The sequence below is a fragment of the Aeromonas lacus genome, from assembly GCF_000764665.1.
Classification (GTDB): Bacteria; Pseudomonadota; Gammaproteobacteria; order Enterobacterales; family Aeromonadaceae; genus Aeromonas; species Aeromonas lacus.
In genome coordinates this window covers 55,181-78,735 of the sequence record NZ_JRGM01000135.1, presented here as the reverse complement: position 1 = coordinate 78,735, position 23,555 = coordinate 55,181, and the positions used below count along the sequence as shown (strand labels likewise).

The window sequence follows — 23,555 nt, the reverse complement described above, 5'->3', positions numbered from 1 at the left end:
GTCATTATTCCTTGTCCAGTCGACCTACCAGAGAGAGCTCGAAGCTCGCCCCCATGTACTTGAAGTGCGGGCGCACGGCCATGGCGACCTGATACCAGCCCGGCTCGCCTTCCACATCCAGCACCTTGATCTGGGCTGCACGCAGGGGACGACGGCTGCGCACGTCTGCCGGCGGGTTCTCCTGATCGGCAACGTACTGCTTGATCCAGCCATTCAGCTCGCGCTCCAGATCCTGACGCTCCTTCCAGGAGCCGATCTGCTCGCGCTGCAGCACTTTGATGTAGTGCGCCAGACGGTTGATGATGAACATGTAGGGCAGCTGGGTACCCAGCTTGTAGTTGGTCTCCGCCTCTTTGCCCTCTTTGGTGTTGGGGAACACCTTGGGCTTTTGTACCGAGTTGGCAGAGAAGAAGGCGGCGTTGTCGCTATCCTTGCGCATGGTCAGGGTGATGAAACCCTCTTCGGAGAGCTCATACTCGCGACGGTCGGTGATGAGCACCTCGGTCGGGATCTTCGCCTGCAGCTGACCCATCGCCTCATAGACGTGCACCGGCAGATCGTGGATGGCACCACCGCTCTGCGGGCCGATGATGTTCGGGCACCAGCGGTACTTGGCAAAGCTGTCGGTCAGGGAAGTGCCCATCAGATAGGCAGTATTGCCCCACAGGTAGTGGTCGTGATCCGAGCTGATATCTTCCTTGTAGTTGAAGCCCTTGATGGGGTTCTCGGTCGGATCGTAGGGCAGACGGGCCAGGAAACGCGGCGCAGTCAGGCCCAGATAGCGGGAATCTTCCGATTCACGCAGGGAACGCCATTTGGTGTAGGCCGGTCCTTCGAACACCGATTTCAGATCCTTGATGGAGGGCAGATCGGTGAAGCTGTCAACGCCGAAGAAGGCGGGTGCGACAGAGGAGATGAAGGGGGCGTGGGCCATGGCACCGACGGCACTGACATACTGCATCAGCTTGATGTCGGGCGAGCTGTGGGTAAAGGCGTAGTCACCGATCACGGCACCGATCGGCTGACCGCCGAACTGACCGTAGCCGGTTGAATAGACATGCTTGTAGAGACCGGACTGGGTGATCTCGGGCGAGAACTCGAAATCTTCCAGCAGCTCTTCCTTGGTTGCGTGCAGCACCTGGATCTTGATGTTCTCGCGAAAATCGGTGCGATCCACCAGGAGTTTGAGGGAGCGCCAGGAGGACTCCATCTCCTGCAGCTCTTTGGCGTGCAGGATGACGTCCATCTGCTTGCTCAGCTTCTTGTCGAGCTCGACAATCATGCTGTCAACCAGCGCCTTGTTGACCGGCTCGGCGGTAGAGCCGCTATCCAGAATATTGGCGATCAGAGCTGCAACTCCCTGCTTGGCGACGCTGTAACCCTCATCCACCGGAGTGATGCGAGCCTGCGCCATGATTTCGTCCAGCAGGGAGGACGAGGAGGCGACAGCTGCCCCCGCTTGAACCTGTTCTTCGACCAAAGACATGTTTTTTCCTTTCTCGTTCAGTCAATCCAACCCGGCGATCACTCGGCAGGCTTAATCAAATCCAGCTCCTTGAGCAGCTGCTCACGGGCTTCATCACTGGACAGCAGATCCTGCAAGCGGTTGCGGAAGGCAGGGATATTCCCCAACGGCCCTTTCAGGGCAACCAGTGCTTCGCGCAGTTCAAGCAGCTTGCGCAGCTCGGGAACCTGCTGGGCAACGCTGTCCGGGGTGAAATCTTCCAGAGACTGGATCTTGATCGAAACCGGCATCTCGTCCTGGCTGTTTTCTTCCAGGCGATTGGGAACGGAAAACTTCAGTTCCAGTGCGGATTCTTTCATGACTGAAGAGAAATTATTCTTGTCGATGGAGACGGTCTGGCGCTCCTCGATAGGGGTTTCTTCGGTACGCCCTTTCATATTACCAACTACCATCATGGTCAGCGGAAGTTCAATTTCCGCCTGCTGACCACCGGTTGCCGGTACATATTTGATATTGATACGCTCTTTGGGCGCAACAGTGGCGCCGTCAATTCCTTTTCCCATGCTCTAAATACCAAGTTAAGGGCCAACAAGGCCACAAAGCTTATAGTCAACACTTTCTCCGGCAACTGTAAAAAATGACAGTTGACGGTGCCATCGCTATTTTCGGTGGCAATAGCATCGACCAAGGATGCGTTTTCGATATATCTCAAGCAATTGCTCTAATAATCAAAAACACAATATCCATCTTGTTATCTATACAACCCGATACGCCTCAACTCTTTGTTTGAGGTCATTTTGGCTTAAGAGCCATTTGCGCCGCATGGTATATGTCCATATATTGTCAAGTCAATGATTCATTTCTATCCACCAAGCAAAAAACAAATTCAACATAAAATAAAAACAAATAAAATCAACATGTTACACAAAAATCTCTGTGTGTGCACTGCACGCGTTTATTACGGTAAGTAATTAACAACCCCCTCTCAAAAAAGCCAACCGCAATAGCTGAATTTGCCGTCAGAAAACTCCCAAAAAAAATGACAAAAAAAGAGGTGAACGACAGCTTCTGTCGTCCACCTCTTCAAGGAAATCAGTGCATCTTGCTCACATCATCCCGCACAATCAATGAGCAGAAATCAGCTATCAGGCAATCAATGAGAGCACACCAAGGCTGCTCACTGATAATTAAATTCATAAACACCATTATCAGGAAGAATGGGAAACGCCAACTCCCCCATCAACATACTGTTTATCAACTGTCCAGTTGTTTACCTTTGGCAAGACGATCAAACCAGTGCTGCGCCAATTTTTGACCAGCGCTTTTCTCCTTTTCGGTCATCTCTTTTTCCAGTTCATTTCTCGCCTGGGTTGCCTCCTTGTTACCGTCGGTAGCCGCCAGCAAATACCATGCATAAGCATGCAATCTGTTGCGCGGGGCTCCCAGACCCTGATCCCGCATCATCCCCATGCGATATTGCGCCTCCCGATGACCGGCATTGGCCGCAAGCCGGTACTGCTTCAGGGCAAGGCCATAATCCTCCTTGCCCCCCTGACCGAGACGCAGCATCTCGCCATAGGCGTATTGAGCATCCAGCTCACCCTGTTTGCTGGCCAGCGCGAACCCCTCACGGGCCAACTCCAGCTCTCCCCGCTCCTGCTGCAAAGTGGCCAACTCGACCTGAGCCTTGCTGATCCCCCCTTGCGCCGCCAGCGACAACCAGTGCTCCCGCGACGATGCATCGCTCTGCTGCAGGCTAAGCTGGTACTCCGCTTCATGAGCGCCGTTACCTGCCGCCAACTCCAGCCAGTAGCGTCCCAATGCCGGATCGGCTGCGACCAGCTCACCCGCCAGATAGGCCATGCCAAGCCAGAGCTGGGCAGGTGTAGAACCGGCATTGGCGGCGCGTTGATAGGCCTCGAATGCCGTTCTGGGGCTTGCCTCGGTGGCAAGGACATAGAGAGCATCAGGGTGCTGCTGGGCTGCCGCCTTCTCGAACCAGCGCATGGCAATATCGGGACGTTTGACCACTCCCTTTCCCTGCTGATAACGCAGCGCAAGCTGATACTGGGCATCGCGGTTACCTTGCTCGGCTGACTTTTCCAACCACTCGATGGCATCCTGATCGGCACCAGGCTGGCTGGCATACCATTCCCCCAGGATCAACTGAGCCCCAGCGTGATCCTGCCTGGCCGCCCGCTCAAACCAGTCGAGACAGTCACTTGCCAGCTTGCCCTGATGTTCGCTGCGACAGGAAAGCCCCAACTGATAGCTGGCTTCACGATTGCCCAGCCGGGATGCCCGTTGCCACCACTGTTCCGCCAGTTGCGGGCTTTTCGGCTCGCCCAATCCCAACTGATACCAGTGGCCAACCTGCAGAGCGGCAGCTCCGCGAACCTTGTTATCGGCAGCCAGAGGACCACTCTGGCCTGCCGCCTGCTGCATCCAGTGCATGGCTTGCGGATAGTCGGGCTGCGCCGCCAGCCGTTTGGCAAGTTCATACTGCGCCTTGCCATTGCCCTGTTTTGCCTCTTTAGCAAGCTTGGCATCACTCACAGACGAGTTTGTCGTGGCACAACCGGCTAGCAGAGCGACAGCCAGCACGCACCATAAATTTTTTTTATTCATTTTGCTTTTTTGCATAAGTAAAAATAACGAACGAAGGGTGCCGGGCAATGACGATATGAAATCATCACCACCCGAAACACCCGTAAATGTGAAAATGGATGCCGCGCTGCATCAGCAGCACCCCTAGCGAGGTTCCGGCACGACGGCTTTGGGTAACAGAGGCGCTTGGGTCGAACACCCGGAGCCAGATCCGGCAGCACCACCCGAGTTCATCTTGATGGTGGGGCCAACCAGAGTGACCCCGCCCCCATCGACCTTGATAAAGCAGCCACCGACCTTGACGCTGATCTCTGACCCTGCCTCCAGAACCACCTTGGCACCACTCTTGACGTGCATCTCCTGCCCCGCCTGAGCAAGCCAGCTCTGCCCCAGCTTCTGATGCATGGAGGCATCCACCGTCAGCGAATAGTCCGCCTTGATGTGGTCACGCTTCTCCCCCTCCACCGTCAGGTGGTCATTGCCCTTGATGCGAGTGACCCGCTCGTTGTCGATATCCCGATGCTCGTCATGCTTGATATGCCAGGCCGCATCGTTTTCGATAAGCACGTTCAGGTCCTTCTGACCGTGGATGTAAATCTCTTCCTGCCCTGCCTGGTCTTCAAAACGCAGCTCGTTGAAGCCCTCGCCCTTGTGGGTCTCGGTGCGCAGCACGGTGCGGGTCTTGTGGGCGGGTAGCTCATACGGCGGCCGGTTGGTGGCGTGGAAGGTGCGACCCGTCACGATGGGCTGGTCGGGGTCTCCCTCTAGGAAGCTAACAATGACCTCGTGGCCGATACGCGGGATGGCCATCATGCCGTACTGACCACCGGCCCAGCCTTGGCTCACTCGCACCCAGCAGGAGCTCTGGTCGTTGGAGTTGCCGTAGCGGTCCCACGGGAATTGCAGTTTCACCCGGCCATGTTCGTCGCAGTAAATCTCCTCCCCTTCGGGGCCCACCACCATGGCGATTTGCGGGCCATCCACCATCGGTTTGTAGGGCGCCTCGGAGCTGCCGATGCGGGCACGCCAGGTGGTGCTGGCTTTCACTACGCCAAATTCGTTGTGGTAGACGGTCGGGCCGCTACCCCCCTCCTCTTCCAGCGCTTGGGGTTGTTCACCGGTGTGGCGGATATGGACGATTTGCCAGTCGGTGTTAAGGCTGCCGTTGGGGTGTTCGGTGAGTGAGAAGTGCTGGCCCGGTAGCAACGCGGCGCTATTGGATTTGCCGCTACCCGCCACCGCATCATTGCGCAGCGCATCGAGCCGGTGCTGGGTAAACGCCTTGCCACTCGGGTCCTGCTTGTAGCGGCCCGGATAGTCGAAGTGCTGGTAGGTATCGCGCTGGTGCTCGAGTTCGCTACCCTGCTTCTTGTGGGAGAGGCCATAGGCCGGGGTCTTGAAGCTGTAGTCTTTGAGCTCCACATCGCTTGGCCGTACCGCCTCGCGGTAGTGGAACTGGCGCACGTAAGGGCCTTGTTCCAGCGAGCGGTTGCCGAGGTTGAAGAAGAGCTCGGGGCCGGCCGTCAGGGCTGCCGCGTCGTCGGCAAAGACGATGCGGTGCTTGCCTGCTTCAAACTCGTGGAAGTAGAACAAACCCTCTTCGGCAGCGAGGCGGTTCACGAAATCGAGGTCGCTTTCGCGATACTGGACGCAATACTCCCGCTGGGCATGCTCATTCTTGAGCGCAAAGGCGTAATCGGTGATGCCGTGCTCTTGCAGCAGGATACTGAGGATTTCATCGGGCTTCTGCGCCTGAAAGATGCGTGAGTTCTGGCGCAGCCCCAGCCGCCACAGGGCGGGTTTCACCTCAATGCGGTAACGGGTACGGCGAAAGCCGCTGTCCCCTTGGGCAAACTCGCTCACTACCCCGCACACCCTGCGCTGCAGCTCGCCGTTGTACCACACCATCAGCTCGCACGGCTGGTCCAGCACGGCGCCAAAGTCGACATCGGGCTGGCTGCTGGCCAGCTCAAGGCGCAGGTTGAACGGCCGGTTCAGCCCCTCGTCCAGCTGGAAACTCGCCACCACGAAGGTGCTCTCGGGCAGCGCCCCCACCTTGACGGTAAATTGCAATCCGGTTTGATTAGCCATGGCTCTCCCCTCTTGTCACGGCCACGCGATGTCTGCGCCCCTCTTCAAAACCCCAACCGCCAAACCACGCTACCGCCCTCTCCGGTGCCACAACGGGCAACCAAGATAGCGGCGAACACGGGTTACGGGCGGATTGGGTCTGCATCACAGGACACCCTTTAGTGCTTTGCCATCCCCCCGCATGAATCGAAACCGCGGCAGAGGGATGGCAAAACAGAAAAGCTCCGGCTACCTGAGCGGGCCGGAGAAATACGGGCTAAGAGGGCCGGTTTGGCAACCGGCCCATAAGACACATAACTACTTGCAAGGAATACCAAAGTTTCAAAACGAGGATTAGGCCTCGATGGGCGCACGCCAGTCGTCCGCACCGGAAGTACCGGCAACGGTGTGTTCCCAGTCAATCTTGCGGTAAGCCATGGAGACCTGGATAAGCTGGGTGAAGTCAGACTTCGCCGGGTCCTGGCAGTGCGGCATCTGGCAGTCGATGTCAACGATGGTGGCATCGGTCAGCACGGTGGAGAAGAAGTGCTCCTGCTTGCCCTCAACAGAGGTGCGGTACCACTTCAGGGTCACTTTCGGCAGCATCTCGCCGGAAGCCAGGGAGTTGTACATCAGCGGCACGGCTTTGTTCAGGGCAACGGTGAACTTGAACGGCTTGTGGACACGCTGACCAGCCGGCTGACCGGATTGCGGGTCGGTCGGGACAGTCACAACGTGCTGGAACTCTTGTACCAGCATCTCGTCTTCGTGACCTTGTACGAAGATGTTGCCGACGGAATCGGAGGTGAAGGCACCGGCGGTGATATTGCCCTGGGTTTTACCTTCGATGCTGATATAACATGGAGTTGGCATGTGTATGCTCCTAAATAGATTGGTTAAACGAGATAGCACTCGACCAGACTATTAGCAGCGACCATGCCATTTTTTTACCTTTTAAAAATCAACACCTTAACCATTACCTGCTGAGCACCCCAAGTGTAACCATGCAATAAATTGCGCAGGCAGAACATTTTAACCGGCACAGTTCGCACAGACAGCAATTTCATCTACCAGATGAGCAATTGATTGCCTAGAACAGAACTACTCACTGTTATCGAGCACATTCTCGACCTGCGCGGCATCAATATTGAGCTTGACCACCCCCTGCTTGAGGGCCCAGGAAATCGCCTGATTTTTGCTGCTTGCCCCCAGCTTCTCCGCAATTCTCTCCAGATGGAAGGTCACGGTTCTGGGTTTGATATCGAGGATCTGGGCAATATCGCTGACCTGTTTGCCCTCTGCAGCCCATTGGCACACCTCCAGCTCGCGAGTGGTCAACATCTCTCGAGGAGGCATGGCAGCAATGCAGACCCTGGCTACGGCTTCAAAGATATGGGTCGCCAGCCAGCTCAGAAACGGGATGGCAGTCAACCATTGATGTTCGGTGCGGGGCTCACTGGTAATCAATGAGAACAGTCCAATATGACCATTTGCACCGTGCCAGGGGATGGTGATGCCATCGCGCAAGCCAGCCTCCTGAGCCAACAGCATCACTTCCAGCCCGGCGCTGTCTTGCTGGTCACAACATTCGGTGATGAGGTTGGCCCAAAGAATTGGCGTGCTTTGAGCCATTCCTTTGCGCACGACAGGATCCACAGCGAAAAGGCCGCGTTCTTCATAAAGTGCAACCCAGTCGCTCGGGCAGCCGTTGAAGATCCGCACATCCGGCCGCTGAATGGAGCTGGGCGAGATAAATCCCAAGCGAAAGTAGTCAAATCCCATCAACTCACAGATCTGGCGCAGCAGAGCGAGTATTGTCTGTTCATTGGATGCGTCATTGAACCGGGTGATCAGCTCAAGTGCGTTGGTAGTCTCGAAAGTGTGGGGGGATGTAGAAGTCAAAAGCGCATTTCCCCGTTGCCAAACTGTTCTAGATGTTATTAAGCATGGAACAAATAGCACAATATCTTGTTTACGCAAAGAAAATGCTGCTTTTATGGCCTCTATGACGAACTGGCATCACAATCTCCGGATGCCTCATAAAAAAATCCCCGCCTGTCAGGGCGGGGATTCGTAGCGGACTCAAGTCCGGGTTCATTGCGTGTGTTGTCGCTTCTTAGAATGTGTATTTGACGCGGGCGCTGAGGTTACGGCCCGGCTCGGTCATCAGGCTGTTATCAGAACCTGCATCACGGCCGGCAATGCGTTCGTAACGGGTGTACTCCTTGTCAAACAGGTTGAAGAGACCGACGTTGAGCTGCAGATCCTGCATCGGGTTGAACTGGGCATACATGTCCACCACGCCCCAACCGGCCGCCTTCGCATACTCGTTGCCCTTGGTATCCTTGCGTACCTTGTCCATGTCGTCGGCAAAGCGCAGCGCAGTGTTGAAGTTCCACTTCTCCTGCTCCAGCCGCACGCCGACCGAGCCATTGAGCGGGCTCAGGCTGTTGATGTAGTTGCCATCGCCATCCTTGCCGTCGATGTAGGCGAGGTTGCCCCAGACGTTGACCAGATCGGTCAGCCAGTAATCCGCTTTCGCTTCGACCCCCTTGGTGGTCGCCTTGCTCAGGTTCTGATACTGGTAGACGGCTGTGCGCCCCTCTTTACCCACTTCGACCATCTCGATGAAATCATCAAACTTGTTGTAGAAGCTGGCCACCTCGTAGCTGAAACCGTTGTGGCTGCCACGCACGCCGAGATCGATCCCGTCGCTGCTCTCCGGGTTGAGGTTCGGGTTCGGCTCGATGCGATAGCCATACGCCTGATGGTTCAGGGTGGAGAAGGAGCTGTCATACATGGGAGCCTTGAAGCCGTGGCTGTACTGGGCGAACAGGTTGGCCGCCTCGTGCGCCTTGAACACCAGTCCGAGCTTGGGCGAGATCTCCCCTTCGGAGAACTTGTGCAACTGATCCCCGGTGTAGGCGGGATCATTGTCCGGGGTCATCCGGTAGTAGTCGTAGCGGGCGCCCGGCGTCAGCACCCAGCGCTCGCCAAACTTCATCTCGTCGAAGGCCCACAGGGCGCCACGCTCGCTGGTGGTAGCCGGGAAGCTCAGCTCGTTGTAGCCGACAAAATCATTCGGTTTGGTCGGTCCCTTGTAGCGGGAGCGTTCGTTGTCGGTGTGCTCATACTCGGCTCCCCAGGCCAGACGATGGTTGGCCACCGCCTTGTGGAACTGCAGCTGAGCGCCGAGGTTCTTCTGCTCGAACACGTTGTGATCCAGCGAGTTTTTGGTCACATAGGGGTTGCGCGGGTTAACCGGATATTTGGATGAGGCGTACTGATCCAGTGTCTGCTTGGTACGTCCGAAGTAGACCTTGGTATCCATCCGGTCGGCCCAACCCTGATTCAACGCGATGCCGTGATCCAGCACCAGCGACAGGTTATCGGTCTGCTTGTCGGTGATGGGCTGCTCGAAAACCTGCGCCATCCTGCTACCCACCTTGTTGAGCTTGACCGCGTCCGGCTCCTCGCCATCGGTCAGATAGTCGACGGTCAGCTTGAGGAACTGCTCATCTGAAAGGTTCCACTTGCTCTTGAGCAGCAGGGCGTGAGTGCCGATATCGAAATCGTTCTTGGTTGAATCGTAGTTCTGGGTGACGCCACCATCGCGCCAGGTGTAACGCAGCAGGTTCTCCACGTCACCGGTACGCAGGGCGCCGGTAAAGCCAGCCATCTTCTGGTGGCTGCTGGAGGCGTAACCGCTGGTCACATCCAGATAGCTATCCTTGCCCTTGAGAAAGTCGCTGGCATCCTTGGTGGTGATGGCGATAACGCCACCCAGCGCATCAGAACCATAAGCCGCGGATGCTGGCCCCTTGGCCACTTCCACCTGCTTGATCATGTCGGTATCGAAATAGCTCTGACCCACTCCGCCCTTGCTGTAGGCATCGTTCTGGCGTACCCCGTCACGCACCACCTTGACCCGGTTCTCACCCATACCGCGGATGATGAAGGTCTGGGCATCTCCCTGCCCGCCCAGCACGGCGACACCGGGTTCATAGCGGAACAGATCAGCAGCATCGGTCACCACCTGCTCTTCGATCTGTTTGGCGGTGATCACCGAAATGGGGCCGGAGACATCTTCCAGCTTCTGCTCCATCCGTGAGCCGCTGACGACCACGACTTCATCTGCCTTTTGGGTGGCAGCAAAGACCTGGGAGGAGAGACCGGCCGCTACGGCGAGCGCGACCAGAGAGAGTGCGTTTTGATGGGTCACAGCGAATCCTTATTGAGAACTATTATCAAACAGGCCGCATCTTACCCACCCCAACCCAAAGATCAATAAAAAAGAATCATTATCATTTAAAAAGAGAATTGTTAGTTTTACACTGCCAGCTATTTCCTGTTTTATGCCTGTGACACAAACCCTGTTCGGGCCTCTCTATGCCGCGAGATTGCTGATGAAACGACTCCCTCTGCTTGCTCTGCCCCTGCTGCTGGCTGGCTGCGCCACCAGCCAGCCACCAGTATCCCCACCACTGGCGACCCTCTATGACTATCAGTTGGGTGGTTCGCAGCAGGAAGCCCTGACTCTGGATCAGGCCACTGCCCGTCTCGCGGAGGCCGACATCATTCTGGTGGGTGAACTGCACACCCACCCAGCCATCCACCTGTTGCAGTCACGGCTGCTGAGCGCCCTGTATCAGCAAGCAGAGCAAAACGGACGGGAGCTGACCCTCTCCATGGAGCAGTTCAGCCGGGCCGATCAAGCGACCCTTGATGCCTATCTGGCAGGCAAGATAGGTGAAGCTGCGCTCATCCGTGAAGGGCATGCCTGGCCCAACTACCCGAGCGACTATCGCCCGCTGGTGGAGTTCGCCAAGGCGCACCACATGCCGGTGATCGCCGCCAACGCCCCCAAACCGCTGGTGAGCTGCATCGGTCAGGAAGGTGCCGCCTGGATCGACAAACTGCCGGCAACGCGCCGCAGCCAACTGGCCCGCCAACTGACGCTGGGTGATGACCCCTATCGCCAGAAGTTCATGGCCTCCATGCACCATGGAGATGCCGACAGCAACGCCCGCCGCTTCGCCGCCCAGACCAGCTGGGACGACACCATCGCCGAGAGCATGGTGGATTATCTCGCCAAGCACCCGGGCCAGCAGATCATGCATATCGCCGGCAATTTCCACGTCGAGGGAGGGCTCGGGATTGCCAGTCGCATCGCCAGCCGCAATCCGGCACTCAAGGTGGCACTGGTCGTCCCCCGTACAGATGAGACCTCTGTTGCAGATCGCGCAGCCGATGTGCAGGTAACCATCATGCCGCTGCCTAAGCGCTGGCAAAACAGTGACGAGATGAAGCAAGATATGGGCGCGCTGCATCAATCCCGCAGTCGTGACTGCAGCCAGTGGCTGCAACCCTAATCTTCAAGGAAACGGCGGGTAAGAAAATGGATGTGTTACTGATCATCGATGTGCAGCAAGGCTTGTTCAACGAGCCCCGTTACCGCCAGGAACAAATGCTGGCCAATATCAACCGGGCGGCGGCCCATGTCAGGCAGCAGCAGGGACGGGTCATTTATATCCAGCATGACTCGCCCCCCGGTACCGAACTGGAACCGGGCACCCCGGGTTGGCAGTTGCACAGTGCGCTGCAACCGGCCAAGGGAGAGAGCCGGGTACGCAAGACGGCCTGTGACAGCTTTCTCGACACCGAGCTCGCCTTCCTGCTGGCTGAGCAGCCGGTCGATCGACTGATTATCTGTGGCTGTGCCACCGATTTTTGCGTCGACACCACGGTGCGCAGTGCCGCTTCTCATGGCTTCGAGGTGCTGGTGCTGAGCGATGGCCACACCACCGCCGACCGCCCACACCTGAACGCGCTCCAGATCATCGAGCACCATCACTGGATGTGGCGCCACCTCAGCCTGCCGGAGGGGCGCAGTGTCACCCTGCTCACCACCGACGAACTGCTGGCAGTAACACCCGCCCTGCAGCCGTGCTAATCTGCGAGCCTCGCCTCGTTTCTCACCGGAGTCTGTCGTGCGCCAGTTGTCTGCCACCCTGTTGTTGATTGTTCCCCTGCTGTCGGCCTGCTCCAGCTTGCCCGGCCAGAAGTATGACGGGCCGGAACCTCTGTTTCTGACCCACATCAACGAGGAGGGAAGCAAGCGGTTCACCTTTGAAGCCGCGCCCAACGACACCTTGCCGCGCGGCCTCTCTGCGGCCCAGAGTCAACGGTTGCTGGAGCAGCGGGAAGCATTGCAGGAGAACCTGCTGACCCAGACCCTTGCCAGCAAAAAGTACTGCAGGGAAGGGTACATAGTACTGAGCCAGACCTCCTGGAAGGTGCGGGGTGAGTGTAACGAGACTGCAACCGCTGCCGATCGCAGCACCTTCCCCAACAAGGCCTCCTGGCAGGATTAAGCAATCCGGATGAGATAACGCAATAAAAAACGGGCGGCCAATTGGCTGCCCGTTTTGTTGTGACTGATGTCGTGTCGTCAGACCGGCGCATCGGCCGGGCTGGTGAGCTCGGCACCGTTGTCGATGCGCTTGTGCCCTTCCACCAGATGGACGAAATCCACCAGCTCGTCACCGGAGACCGCGAACGCCTGGCCGAAGCCCTTGACGAACAGCCCCTGCTCCGGCTTGAGGCGGAACAGTTTGAAGTCCTTGAGGTTGGAGAGCCCCTTGATGATCTCGCCAAAACGCCCTTCCAGTGCAGCCACGGCCTTGCTCCAGCGAGCGTCGTCACGGGCGACCACTTCGGCAACGGCATCAAACGTCAGACGCTTGCGGGCAAACAGCTCGCGGGCCCCACTCTCATCCTCGATCAGCATCAGGGATACCCGGGGCACCTGCTGCAGGTTGCGGGCGTGGCGGGCGATCTCGGAGATCAGCACATAGTAGCCATCCTCCTGCAGCACAAACGGCGCATAGCTGGCGTTGGGATTGCCTTCGCTGTCGACGGTGGCGAGCTGCAGGGTACGGCAGCTGTCGCGAAACTCGCGGATCTCCGGTTGCAGACGGTTCTGCAGACGCTCCTGACGTTCACTCATGCTTTTACTTCCTCTTGAGACGGGTGGCGCAGGGCCATGAAACGGGTGACCTGATCGGCCAGCAACTGGCGCTTCTCATCGCGGCCGAGATAAACCTTGAAAATGCAGCGACCGGAATGGCCGAAGAACTGGAAGGAGTGCCCCTCCTTGCCCATGAACAGCTTGCTGACCAGCGCAATCCCCGCTACGTTGTCGAGCTTGAGATGACCGTGCAGCTCACCGTCGCGCCCCATCAGGTTGTAGTAGCCACGCGCATCTTTCCCCTTCGGGAACGGCGCCTTCACTTCGAAGATGGAACCTTCCGACTCGACGATGGTAGTTACCGGACCCCAGTCGGCCAGATCGTCCAGCAGAGCTTGTGCGCGATCGGCGGGCAACAGGGTCACCAGCTCCGCGGGCAGCTGGCGAACCACCTCCCACTCGCTGACGGCCAGCTGGGTCGCAATGGTTGAAGGGTGAGCGCTGGGATCCTGCTCCAGCATCTCCTGAATGCGTTGTGCAATGCTCATCGTTTCTCCCTCGGCGAGGCACCAGCCTCGCTGTTTATCATGGCGGCTACTCTAATAAAGCACCAGAATCAATGCAATTGATAATTGCTATCATTCTCAGTGCATTTTATTCAAACCCTTGATATTCTCGGCGGCACATCCGTTTCACCCTATTGTCGGAGGTTAGCATGGGCCGTCCTCTTGCCCTCGCACTCACCCTGCTGAGCAGCTCTCTGCTCCCCCTGTTCACTCATGCTGCCGAAGCGCCCAATACCCGCATCGTCAGTATTGGCCCGGCCACCACTGAACTCATTCTGGCGCTCGGTGGCGACGATCGCCTCGTTGCGACCGATGTCAGCAGCCCCTTGCCAAAAGGGTTGCCCAAGGTGGGTTATCAGCGCGCACTGGCAGCCGAAGGGATCCTCAGTCTGGCACCCACTCTGGTGGTCGGCAGCGACGAGATGGGACCGGCGCCAACCCTCGATCAGCTGCGCCGTGCCGGGGTCAACGTAGAAGTACTGGAAACGGCACCGACCCTGGCCAACCTCAATGAGCGTATCGATACCCTGGCTAGCCTGCTGGATGACAAGGCCGCGGGCGAGCAGCTCAAACAGCAGATCCAGAGCCAGACCGAACAGCTGGCGGCACAAGCCAAACTTAACAAGCCGCTCAAAGTTGCCTTCCTGCTGCTGCACAAGGGGCAACCGGTGAGCATTGCCGGGGGCGACACCACCGCCGGCGCCCTGCTTACGCTGGCTGGCGGCACCAATACCGCAGCCACGCTGCGCAACTACAAACCCGTCTCCGCCGAATCCCTTATCGAGATGCAGCCCGATCTGGTGCTGGTCAGCGGCCGTGACTGGCAACGCTACGCCGATCCGGCCAAGGTGCTGGCCGAAGTACCCGCACTGGCCGCCACCCCGGCCGGCAAGCGCAACGCCATTCACGCCATCGACGGCCATGCCCTGCAAGGGGGCCTGAGCCTCAACTCCCTGCAGCAGGCGAACCAGATCGCCCAGTGGCTCAAACAGGGGTCATGATGCGCTTGCCCCTCCCCTGGCTGCTGGCCCTCACCACGGCCGCCCTCGCCCTGCTGCTGCTCGGTTCGCTGGCAACCGGGCCGATGGCGCTCACCCTGAGCGAGAGCCTGCGCGCACTCTATGCCGGACAGGGGAGCGGGATTGAGGCCCACAAGCTCTTGATCGTGCAGGAGATTAGACTCCCTCGCACCCTGCTCTGCATCGCAGTCGGCGGGATCCTCGGGCTCTGTGGCGCCGTGATGCAGGGGCTGTTTCGCAATCCCCTTGCAGACCCCGGCATCATAGGGGTCTCCGGCGGTGCGGCGCTCGGTGCGGCCCTTGCCATCGTGCTGCTGGCCCCTCTCGGTCAGTCCCTCCAACAGCTGCTCGGCGTCGGGCTATTGCCGCTGCTCGCCTTTCTCGGCGGTGCGCTGACCACCACTCTGGTCTATCTGCTCGGAACCCGGGAAGGTGGCACCTCGGTGACCGTCATGCTGCTGGCCGGGGTCGCCATCACGGCGCTCTCGGGCGCGGTGATCGGCCTGCTCAGCTATCTCGCCGACGATCAGATGCTGCGGGATCTCAGCCTCTGGCAGATGGGCACCCTGGCCGCCGGCAAACCGGCCGACATGGTGCTGGCGCTGCTTACGCTGGCGGCCCTGCTGTGGCTCTTTATGCGCGATGCCAATCCCCTCAACGCCCTGCTGCTCGGCGAAGGGGAAGCCCGCCATCTGGGGATCGATGTGCAGTCGCTCAAGCGTCGCCTGATTCTACTCACCGCCGCCGGTGTCGGCGTGGCGGTGGCGGTATCGGGAATGATCGGCTTTGTTGGACTGGTGGTACCCCATCTGGTACGGCTGCTGGCCGGCCCCAACCATGTCAGACTGCTTCCCCTCTCAGCCCTGATGGGAGCCGCCCTGCTGCTGGGGGCCGACATGCTGGCGCGCACCCTGTTGGCCCCGGCCGAGCTGCCGGTCGGCATCATTACCGCCCTGCTCGGTGCACCCTTTTTCATCTGGCTGCTGATCAAGAGCCGCCGCGCGCTCTAACACGGATTGCTATGGAACGATTTGCCTCCCCCCTGCTGACCTGCTCCAGGCTGAGCCTGCGCCGTGGCCAGCGCCAGATCCTGGATGAGCTCGATCTCACTCTGAACTGCGGCACCCTGACCGCCCTGCTCGGCCCCAACGGGGCGGGCAAGAGCACCCTGCTCAAATGCCTGACCGGTGAGCTGCCCCATGAAGGCACCATCACCCTGTTTGGCCGGGAGCGTCAGCTGTGGGATAGCAGCCAGCTGGCCCACCGGCTCGGTGTGCTGCCGCAGAGCTCGTCGCTCAACTTCCCCTTTCTCTGTGAAGAGGTGGTCGCCATGGGGCGCCTGCCCCACAGCGAACCCACCCGCCGCAAGGAGGAGATAGTGGCTGCCGCCATGACCCATGCCGGGGTCGAACATCTGGCCAAGCGGCTCTATCCGGGCCTCTCCGGCGGTGAGCGGCAGCGGGTGCAGTTTGCCCGGGTACTGGCCCAGATCTGGCAAGCCCCTGATTCACCGGAGCAATCGGAACAGCCAAGGCTGCTGCTGCTCGACGAGCCCACTTCGGCGCTGGATCTCAAATATCAGCACCAGCTGCTGGCAATGGCGCGGGCGCTGGCCAGCCGCAACACCGCCGTGCTGGTGGTGTTGCACGATCTCAATCTGGCGGCGCGCTATGCCGACCGACTGGTGATGCTGGAGCGGGGCAAACTGATGGCCGATGGCACGCCGGGCGAAGTGCTCACCCCCGAGCTTATCTCCCGCCTCTACGGCTATCCGGCTCAGGTGCTCCACCATCCAGAAAGCGGCCTGCCGATGGTGGTATAGCTGCTTTTTCCGAGGGGATATGCCAGAAAGGGAAGCCACGCCCCTATAATGGCAACCTGTTAACCAATGCAGGTGCCCACATGATTCGCTTTGCCACGTTTAATGTTGCCTTTGACCGCACTGCTGCCGGCATGCTGACCGGTGAGCTGGCGCTGACCCGCACCGAGCAGGATGCCCTGCTGGCCCGCCTCGCAGGCGGCAGTCTGAACGGGGCAGAGAAGACCAAGGCTCTGAACGTGCAGCAGATCCGCAATGTGGCGGAGATCATCCAGCGCACCCGTCCGGATGTGTTCCTGCTCAACGAGTTCGACAACGACGGCAAAGGCGAAAGCACTACCGATCTGCAAGCCTTCAACAACAACTATCTGGCCCACGCCCAGCACAGCGAAGTGACGGCCATCAGCTATCCGGTGCTGCAAAACTTCGCCACCAATACCGGCCTGATGAGTGGCTACGACCTCAACCTCGACGGCAAGGTCAACAGCGGCCCCGACGATGCCTGGGGCTTTGGCAACTATCACGGCCAGTACGCCTTTGCGGTGATGTCCAAGTACCCGATCGATACCAAGCAGATCCGAACCTTCCAGAACTTCAAGTGGAAGGATATGCCGAACGAGAAGAACCCCGTCATCGACGACTGCAACAACTCCAAGGCACCGATCCCGGACAGCCGTGTTTGTGGTGGTAGCTGGTATGCCAGTGAGGTTTGGGATAAATATCCCCTCTCTTCCAAAAACCATGCAGATGTGCCGGTACGGATCAAGACCGACAAGGGTGAAGAGGTCATTCACTTCCTGATCTCCCACCCGACCCCGCCGATTTTTGCCAACGCGGCGCGTCACACCATCAAGCACAACCGCGCCGAGATCGCCTTCTGGAACGACTACGTCAAAGGGCTCAACTACATGGCCGATGACAAGGGCACCAAGGGTGGGTTGAAGCAAAACGCCAAGTTTGTCATCGCGGGAGATCTCAATGCCGATCCGCAAACCGGTGACGGTGACCTGAGCGCCATTCAGGATCTGCTAAACAATCCGCTGATGAATCAGGCCATCACCAATGGCACCCTGATCCCGGTCAGCGAAGGGGGCCCGGAGTGTGTCAGCAAGGGGACCGACTGCAAACGCAATCTGAATCGTCCCAACCCGGAGCGGATCACCAACACCAGCGTACTGCAGCTGGATCACGTCATCCCCTCCGCCAACCTCAACGCGGTGAAGAGCGGTGTCTACTGGCCGGCCAGCTTCGAAGCGGGTTATCACCTGGTCTATGATGCGAAACTCGGCATCGCCAAGGGAGTCAGTTCGGATCACCGTCTGGTCTGGGTCGACCTCAAACTCGATTGAGCCACCCACTGACTGCCAATTCGGGGGCCTTCTGGCCCCCTTTTTGTGGCCGCAATATCGCCATGTCTGCCACTGGCTCAGGCTCCATGCTGAGTAACCTGACAGTTAGCGTCCGCCACTGCGGCAGAGGATGCTGCAAATCGTGCGCTACGCCACCATTCCGATAACCCTGCCTTGCAAGGGGGTATGGGGTTTGCTAATACTCCGCGTCCATTAAATGACCAACCATTACCGGGGCAACGAGCCGTGGCGTTTGAACAATTCACTCTGGTGATCTCGCTGTTCCAGCAGCTCTGCGTCTATCTGGTAATCGCCTGGCTGCTCTCCAAGACGCCGCTGTTCATGCCGCTCACTCAGGTGACCCTGAGCTGGCCCCACAAGATCCTCTGCTATCTCATCTTCTCCGGCTTCTGCGTGATGGGTACCTACTTTGGCCTGAGGGTCGAGGATTCCATCGCCAATACCCGCGCCATCGGCGCCGTGCTGGGGGGTATAGTCGGCGGCCCGGTAGTGGGACTGCTGGTGGGGCTCACCGGCGGCATCCACCGCTACTCGCTGGGGGGCTTTACCGCGCTGGCCTGCACCTTCTCCACCATCGCCGAAGGGCTGCTCGGCGGACTGGTGCACCGCCACTTCGTGGCCCGTCACCGGCTCGATCTGCTGTTCAGCCCCTGGGTGGTGGGGTCGGTGGCGCTGGTTGCCGAGCTGATGCAGATGGGGATCATATTGCTGGTGGCCCGCCCCCTCAATGATGCCATCCACCTTATCGAGAACATCATCGCCCCCATGCTGGTGGCCAATACCCTGGGGGCCGCCATGTTCATGCGGATGATCCTCGATCACCGCGCCATGCTGGAGAAGTACTCGGTCGCCTTCTCCGCCCGCGCCCTCAAGATCGCCGAGCGGGCGATGCGGGTACTGGACAAGGGGTTCACCCAGCAGGCGTGCCAGCAGATGGCGCGCATTCTCTACGAGGAGACCGGGGTGGGCGCGGTGGCCATCACAGATCGGGAGAAGCTGCTCGCCTTTATCGGCATCGGCGAGGATCACCACCTGCCGGGCACCGCCATCAACTCCCAGCACACCTTCAAGGCGATCCAGCATAACGAGGTGGTCTATGCCGACGGCAACCTCATCCCCTACAGCTGCACCATCCACCCCGGCTGCAGGCTCGGCTCCTCGCTGGTCATTCCGCTGCGGGGGGAAGAGGGATCGGTAGTGGGTACCATCAAGCTCTACGAACCCAAGCGCAAGTTCTTCTCCTCCATCAACCGCACCCTGGGAGAGGGGATCGCCCGGCTGCTCTCCGGTCAGATCCTGGCGGGCAAATATAACGAGCAGAAGCGGCTGCTGGCCCAGTCGGAGATCAAGCTGTTGCAGGCGCAGATCAACCCGCACTTTCTGTTCAACGCCCTCAACACCCTGTCGGCGGTGATCCGGCGCGATCCCGAAAGCGCCCGCACCCTGGTGCACAACCTCTCCACCTTCTTTCGCAAAAACCTCAAGCGGCAGGGGGACGAGGTGACCCTGGCCGACGAGCTGGAGCATGTGAACGCCTACCTTCACATCGAACAGGCCCGCTTCGCCGAGCACCTGAGCGTGCAGATCCATATTCCCGAGCCGCTGTTGGAGTACCGGCTGCCCACCTTCTCCCTGCAACCCATAGTCGAGAACGCGGTCAAGCACGGCATCTCCCAGATGTTCGAACCCGGCCTGCTGACCCTGACCGCCCGGGTTGAGGCCCAGCGGGTGGTGCTGGAGGTGTGCGACAACGCCGGGCTCTACCAGATGAAACAGGAGGGGAGCGGCCTTGGCATGAACATAGTGGATCGGCGCATCAAGGCTCGTTATGGCGCCGAGTACGGCGTCGCCATCGACTGCGTCCCCCATCAATCAACCCGGGTGAGGATCACCCTTCCCCTGCAGGAGAGCCCATGCTGACCGCCCTGATCGTTGACGATGAACCCCTCGCCCGCGAGGAGCTGCGCCTGCTGCTGGAGCAGGCGGGCAATATCCGCCTGCTGGGAGAGTGTGCCCACGCCATGGAGGCGCTGCCCGCCATCCATCGCCTCAAACCCGACCTGCTGTTTCTCGACATCCAGATGCCGCGCATCAACGGGCTGGAGCTGGTGAGCATGCTGGATCCAGAGCTGCGCCCCCACATCGTCTTCATCACCGCCTACGACGAGTTTGCCCTACGTGCGTTCGAAGAGAACGCCCTCGACTACCTGCTAAAGCCGGTCACGGCACAGCGGATGAACAAGGCGCTGGAGCGCATCCAGCGGCTGCTCTCTCCAAAAGGTGAGCTGGCAGGCCAACCGCTGCCGGACCCGACCCACATCGCCCAGCCCCTGCGCAGCATTCCCTGCACCGGTCACAACCGTATTCTGCTGCTGCCCCTTGGTGAGGTGGAGTTCATCCACAGCGATCTCACCGGCAACCGGGTGATCAGCGGCCAGCAGCATGGCACCACCGAGCTGACCCTGCGCACTCTGGAAGAGAAGACCGGCTTCGTGCGCTGTCACCGCCAGTACCTGCTCAACCCGGGCCAGATCCGCGAAATCCTGCTGCTGGACGGCGGGCTGGCGGAGGTGGTGACTCAGGGCGGCCACAAGGTGCCGGTGAGTCGCCGCTACCTCAAACCCCTCAAGGAGCTACTCGATATCCCCTGATGGGGTGCGACGCGTCACCCCGCTCCTGCTCTGCCAGCGACCACTCACCCGTTTACTACGCCCGTCAGCACACCCGCCAAACCACTCGGGGCCGCTTTTCTGCCACTCGCGGGCAGAACCCGGCCACTGACCTTTTCTGCGCTCCCCTTTCCCCACCGCATGGGTAGAGTGCAGCCTGAGCCCGGCCAGACTGGCCACAGGAAAAGGAAACTCCCCCATGCAACACGCAATCACTTTTGTCATTGCGGCACTCTGCATCCTCGCCATCGCATATCGCCTCTACGGCGTGTTCTTTGTGCGCAAGGTGCTGCAGGCTGACGACAAACTGGTCACCCCCTCCCACCAGCTGGAAGATGGCAAGAACTACGTGCCGACCAACAAGTGGGTCAACTTCGGTCAACACTTTGCCGCCATCGCCGCCGCCGGCCCGCTGGTCGGCCCGGTACTGGCGGCCCAGTACGGCTACCTGCCGAGCTTTCTCTGGCTGCTGATCGGCTGCGTCATCGGCGGCGCGGTGCACGATACCGTGGTGCTGTTCGCCTCCATGAAGCATCAGGGCAAGTCCCTCTCCGAGGTGGCGAAGGCCGAGCTTGGCCCCATCGCCGGCTGGTGTACCGGGCTCGCGATGCTCTTCATCATCACCATCACCATGGCGGGTCTCTCCATGGTGGTGGTACACGCGCTGGAGCGTAACGCCTGGGGCGTGTTCGCCGTCTTCATGACCATCCCCATCTCCATGGTGGTGGGAATTTGGCACAAGCTGACCGGCAACCTGCAAGCCGCCTCCTGGGTCGGGTTTGCCGCCGTGCTGGCCTGTGTCTTCTTCGGCCCCTACGTGCAGGAGAGCGCCTTCGGTGCCTGGCTGACCCTGCGTGCCGAAACCATCAGTCTGGCGCTGCCTATCTATGCCTTCTTCGCCACCGCGCTACCGGTCTGGCTGCTGCTCACCCCGCGCGGCTACATCTCCAGCTTTATGAAGATCGGCGTGTTCGGCGCGCTGGTGATCGGCGTTATCTGCATCAACCCGGAGATCCAGTTCCCCGCCATGACCCAGTTCGTCCACGGCGGCGGCCCGGTACTGGGCGGCCCGGTCTGGCCCTTTATCTCCATCACCATCGCCTGTGGCGCCATCTCCGGCTTCCACGCCTTTATCGGCTCCGGCACCACCCCGAAACTGGTGGACAAGTGGAACGACATCCTGCCGGTCGCCTTTGGTGCCATGCTGGCCGAGTGCGTGGTGGGCGTGATGGCGCTGATCGCCGCCACTGCCCTGCACCCGGCGGACTACTTCGCTATCAACGCCACCCCGGAAGCCTTCGCCAAACTGGGGATGCAGGTGGTGGACTTGCCGTTCCTCTCCCAAGAGATCGGCATGGATCTGAACGGTCGCACCGGTGGCGCCGTCACCCTGGCGGTGGGCATGTCCTACATCTTCACCAAGGTGCCCTGGTTCAGTAACCTCGCCTCCTACTTCTTCCAGTTCGTGGTGATGTTCGAAGCGGTCTTTATCCTGACGGCCGTCGACTCCGGCACCCGGGTCTCCCGCTACCTCATTCAGGACTTCTTCGGCGAGTTCTACCCGCCCCTCAAGCGCATCGACTGGATGCCGGGCGCCATCGGGGCCAGCGTGCTCGCCTGCGTGATGTGGGGTTATCTGCTGATGTCCGGCGATATCGGCTCGGTGTGGGCGCTGTTCGGGGTATCAAACCAGCTGATGGCCTCGGTGGGCCTGATCATCGGTGCCACCATCATCTTGCGACTGGCCAGCAAGCGTCGCTACATGCTGACCTGCCTCATCCCGCTGGCCTACCTGTTCGTCACCGTCAACTACGCCGGTTACTGGATGATGAGCAACGTCTACTTCAACGCCGCGGCCAAGGGCTACAACCCGATGAACGGCATCATCTCCCTCATCATGCTGGTGCTGGGGATGCTGATCCTGCTCTCCGCCCTGCGCAAATGGAGCGAGCTGTGGAAGCTGCGTCAGCAGCCCTCCTACAAGGTGGTGGAAGCAACCGCCTCCTGATAGGCAAGTGGCTTTCACCCTGACATAACCCCGCTGCGGCGGGGTCTTTTATTGGCGTTGGCTGGCGCGTTGACCACGGCTCATTAATCCACCGTTTGGCATTGGGTTATCCATCCATAGCGGTTGAATGGGCCTCTCGATCACAGAACCGCCGCGCCAATGGTGGTAGCATGCCCGCTCTTGCCATCCGGCCGCACGGCGGATCCGGTGGCCCTCCCTCCTCCGCTTTCACTTTTTGAGGAACGATTTGATGGAACTGCTTCTGCTTAGCAATGGTAAAGCCAATGAATTTCCGGGTCTGCTCGGCTGGGCCCGCGACCGGGTGCAGAGCCTGCTGGCCCGCAAACCGGTCAAACGCATTCTGCTGATCCCCTATGCGGTGATCCGCAGCGACTGGGATGCCCGCGCCAATGATCTCACCGAGAGCCTCGGGATCGAGACCATCAGCATTCACCACTTCGATGATCCGGTCGATGCCGTCAATCAGGCCGACGCCATCTTTATCAGCGGCGGCAACACCTGGCGCCTCAACCAGCTGCTGCACGAAAATGGCTTGATCGTGCCGATCCAGCGTGCTGTGCGCGAACGTGGCGTCCCCTATGTGGGCTGGAGCGCCGGTTGCAACGTGGCGACCCCGAGCATCCGCACCACCAACGACATGCCGGTCTGCAACGCCGCCGTGCTGCCAGCGCTGGGCCTGTTCCCGCTGCAGATCAACCCCCACTATCTGGACGCCAGCATCAGCGGCCATATGGGCGAGACCCGCGACGAGCGTCTGGCGGAGTTCTGCGCCATCAACCCGAGCGAATATGTGGTGGCCCTGCGCGAAGCGAGCCTGTTGCAGATCAGCGGTGACACCATCGAGTACTGGAGTGCCCGCGATCAGGACTTCAAGATCTTCAAACACGGTCAGGAGCCGCAAGCCTTTATGGACGCGAGCCCGCTGGCCGAGCTGACGCCGTTCAAGGTCGGCTGAGCCACGCAGAGCGCCG

General features: G+C 59.7%; 19 protein-coding genes and 1 pseudogene. 11 read left to right on the top strand and 9 right to left on the bottom strand.

Translation table 11 applies throughout. The features are described 5' to 3' along the window. Window positions 1-4 precede the first annotated feature (4 nt). From tssC to LG31_RS0111665, 7 genes and pseudogenes are all read right to left on the bottom strand, one after another. On the bottom strand, window positions 5-1,486 hold the full coding sequence (gene tssC, locus LG31_RS0111695) for a type VI secretion system contractile sheath large subunit (RefSeq protein ID WP_033114641.1): 1,482 nt from the start codon (window positions 1,484-1,486) through the stop codon (window positions 5-7). Between the two features lie 38 nt (window positions 1,487-1,524). Next, window positions 1,525-2,028, bottom strand: coding sequence for a type VI secretion system contractile sheath small subunit (gene tssB / locus LG31_RS0111690; protein ID WP_033114640.1), 504 nt, complete (start codon window positions 2,026-2,028; stop codon window positions 1,525-1,527). Window positions 2,029-2,719: 691 nt separating this feature from the next. Next, complete coding sequence (locus LG31_RS0111685; protein WP_420796192.1) at window positions 2,720-4,108, bottom strand: SEL1-like repeat protein; 1,389 nt, start codon at window positions 4,106-4,108, stop codon at window positions 2,720-2,722. A gap of 114 nt (window positions 4,109-4,222) precedes the next feature. Beyond that, window positions 4,223-6,163: pseudogene (locus tag LG31_RS0111680) on the bottom strand (type VI secretion system Vgr family protein); the annotation flags it as partial. Window positions 6,164-6,496: 333 nt separating this feature from the next. Beyond that, window positions 6,497-7,015, bottom strand: a complete 519-nt coding sequence (gene hcp1, locus LG31_RS0111675; protein WP_005332563.1) for a type VI secretion system effector Hcp1 — start codon at window positions 7,013-7,015, stop codon at window positions 6,497-6,499. A 228-nt stretch (window positions 7,016-7,243) separates the two neighbouring features. After that, window positions 7,244-8,122, bottom strand: a complete 879-nt coding sequence (locus LG31_RS0111670; protein WP_238567515.1) for a LuxR family transcriptional regulator — start codon at window positions 8,120-8,122, stop codon at window positions 7,244-7,246. Window positions 8,123-8,258: 136 nt separating this feature from the next. Then, window positions 8,259-10,364: a TonB-dependent hemoglobin/transferrin/lactoferrin family receptor gene (locus LG31_RS0111665; RefSeq protein WP_033114637.1), complete on the bottom strand. Its 2,106-nt coding sequence runs from the start codon at window positions 10,362-10,364 to the stop codon at window positions 8,259-8,261. A gap of 181 nt (window positions 10,365-10,545) precedes the next feature. On the opposite strand from LG31_RS0111665, the gene LG31_RS0111660 reads away from it, so the two are divergent. From LG31_RS0111660 to LG31_RS0111650, 3 genes are read left to right on the top strand one after another with little or no spacing between them, the layout of a single operon-like run. Continuing rightward, window positions 10,546-11,514 (top strand): ChaN family lipoprotein, encoded by a 969-nt coding sequence (locus tag LG31_RS0111660; RefSeq protein ID WP_033114702.1) that lies wholly within the window; start codon window positions 10,546-10,548, stop codon window positions 11,512-11,514. 26 nt (window positions 11,515-11,540) lie between these two features. Next, the gene (locus LG31_RS0111655; protein ID WP_033114636.1) at window positions 11,541-12,095 is read left to right on the top strand and encodes a cysteine hydrolase family protein; all 555 of its coding nucleotides are present in this window, start codon (window positions 11,541-11,543) and stop codon (window positions 12,093-12,095) included. A 37-nt stretch (window positions 12,096-12,132) separates the two neighbouring features. Further along, complete coding sequence (locus LG31_RS0111650) at window positions 12,133-12,516, top strand: hypothetical protein (protein WP_033114635.1); 384 nt, start codon at window positions 12,133-12,135, stop codon at window positions 12,514-12,516. A gap of 77 nt (window positions 12,517-12,593) precedes the next feature. On the opposite strand, the gene hutZ is transcribed toward LG31_RS0111650, so the two are convergent. Both hutZ and hutX read right to left on the bottom strand, forming a co-directional pair. Then, a complete protein-coding gene (hutZ, locus tag LG31_RS0111645) occupies window positions 12,594-13,151 on the bottom strand; it encodes a heme utilization protein HutZ (RefSeq protein WP_033114634.1) in 558 nt (185 codons plus the stop codon). Further along, window positions 13,148-13,660, bottom strand: coding sequence for a heme utilization cystosolic carrier protein HutX (gene hutX / locus LG31_RS0111640; RefSeq protein ID WP_033114633.1), 513 nt, complete (start codon window positions 13,658-13,660; stop codon window positions 13,148-13,150). Before hutX ends, hutZ begins: the two co-directional genes overlap by 4 nt. 167 nt (window positions 13,661-13,827) lie before the next feature. Between hutX and LG31_RS0111635 the strand changes: the two genes are divergently transcribed. From LG31_RS0111635 to pepE, 8 genes are all read left to right on the top strand, one after another. After that, window positions 13,828-14,679 (top strand): heme/hemin ABC transporter substrate-binding protein, encoded by an 852-nt coding sequence (locus LG31_RS0111635; RefSeq protein ID WP_033114632.1) that lies wholly within the window; start codon window positions 13,828-13,830, stop codon window positions 14,677-14,679. Continuing rightward, on the top strand, window positions 14,676-15,707 hold the full coding sequence (locus LG31_RS0111630; protein ID WP_033114631.1) for a FecCD family ABC transporter permease: 1,032 nt from the start codon (window positions 14,676-14,678) through the stop codon (window positions 15,705-15,707). The genes LG31_RS0111635 and LG31_RS0111630 overlap by 4 nt, the downstream gene beginning before the upstream one ends. 11 nt (window positions 15,708-15,718) lie before the next feature. Continuing rightward, a complete protein-coding gene (locus LG31_RS0111625) occupies window positions 15,719-16,519 on the top strand; it encodes a heme ABC transporter ATP-binding protein (RefSeq protein WP_033114630.1) in 801 nt (266 codons plus the stop codon). A gap of 80 nt (window positions 16,520-16,599) precedes the next feature. Continuing rightward, complete coding sequence (locus LG31_RS0111620) at window positions 16,600-17,865, top strand: endonuclease/exonuclease/phosphatase family protein (RefSeq protein WP_033114629.1); 1,266 nt, start codon at window positions 16,600-16,602, stop codon at window positions 17,863-17,865. 246 nt (window positions 17,866-18,111) lie between these two features. After that, entirely contained in the window at window positions 18,112-19,806 is a 1,695-nt protein-coding gene (locus LG31_RS0111615) for a sensor histidine kinase (protein ID WP_033114628.1), read from the top strand. Continuing rightward, window positions 19,800-20,537: a two-component system response regulator BtsR gene (gene btsR, locus LG31_RS0111610; RefSeq protein WP_033114627.1), complete on the top strand. Its 738-nt coding sequence runs from the start codon at window positions 19,800-19,802 to the stop codon at window positions 20,535-20,537. The genes LG31_RS0111615 and btsR overlap by 7 nt, the downstream gene beginning before the upstream one ends. A 217-nt stretch (window positions 20,538-20,754) precedes the next feature. After that, window positions 20,755-22,563, top strand: a complete 1,809-nt coding sequence (locus LG31_RS0111605; protein ID WP_033114626.1) for a carbon starvation CstA family protein — start codon at window positions 20,755-20,757, stop codon at window positions 22,561-22,563. A 250-nt stretch (window positions 22,564-22,813) separates the two neighbouring features. Then, the gene (gene pepE, locus LG31_RS0111600) at window positions 22,814-23,539 is read left to right on the top strand and encodes a dipeptidase PepE (RefSeq protein ID WP_033114625.1); all 726 of its coding nucleotides are present in this window, start codon (window positions 22,814-22,816) and stop codon (window positions 23,537-23,539) included. Window positions 23,540-23,555 lie beyond the last annotated feature (16 nt).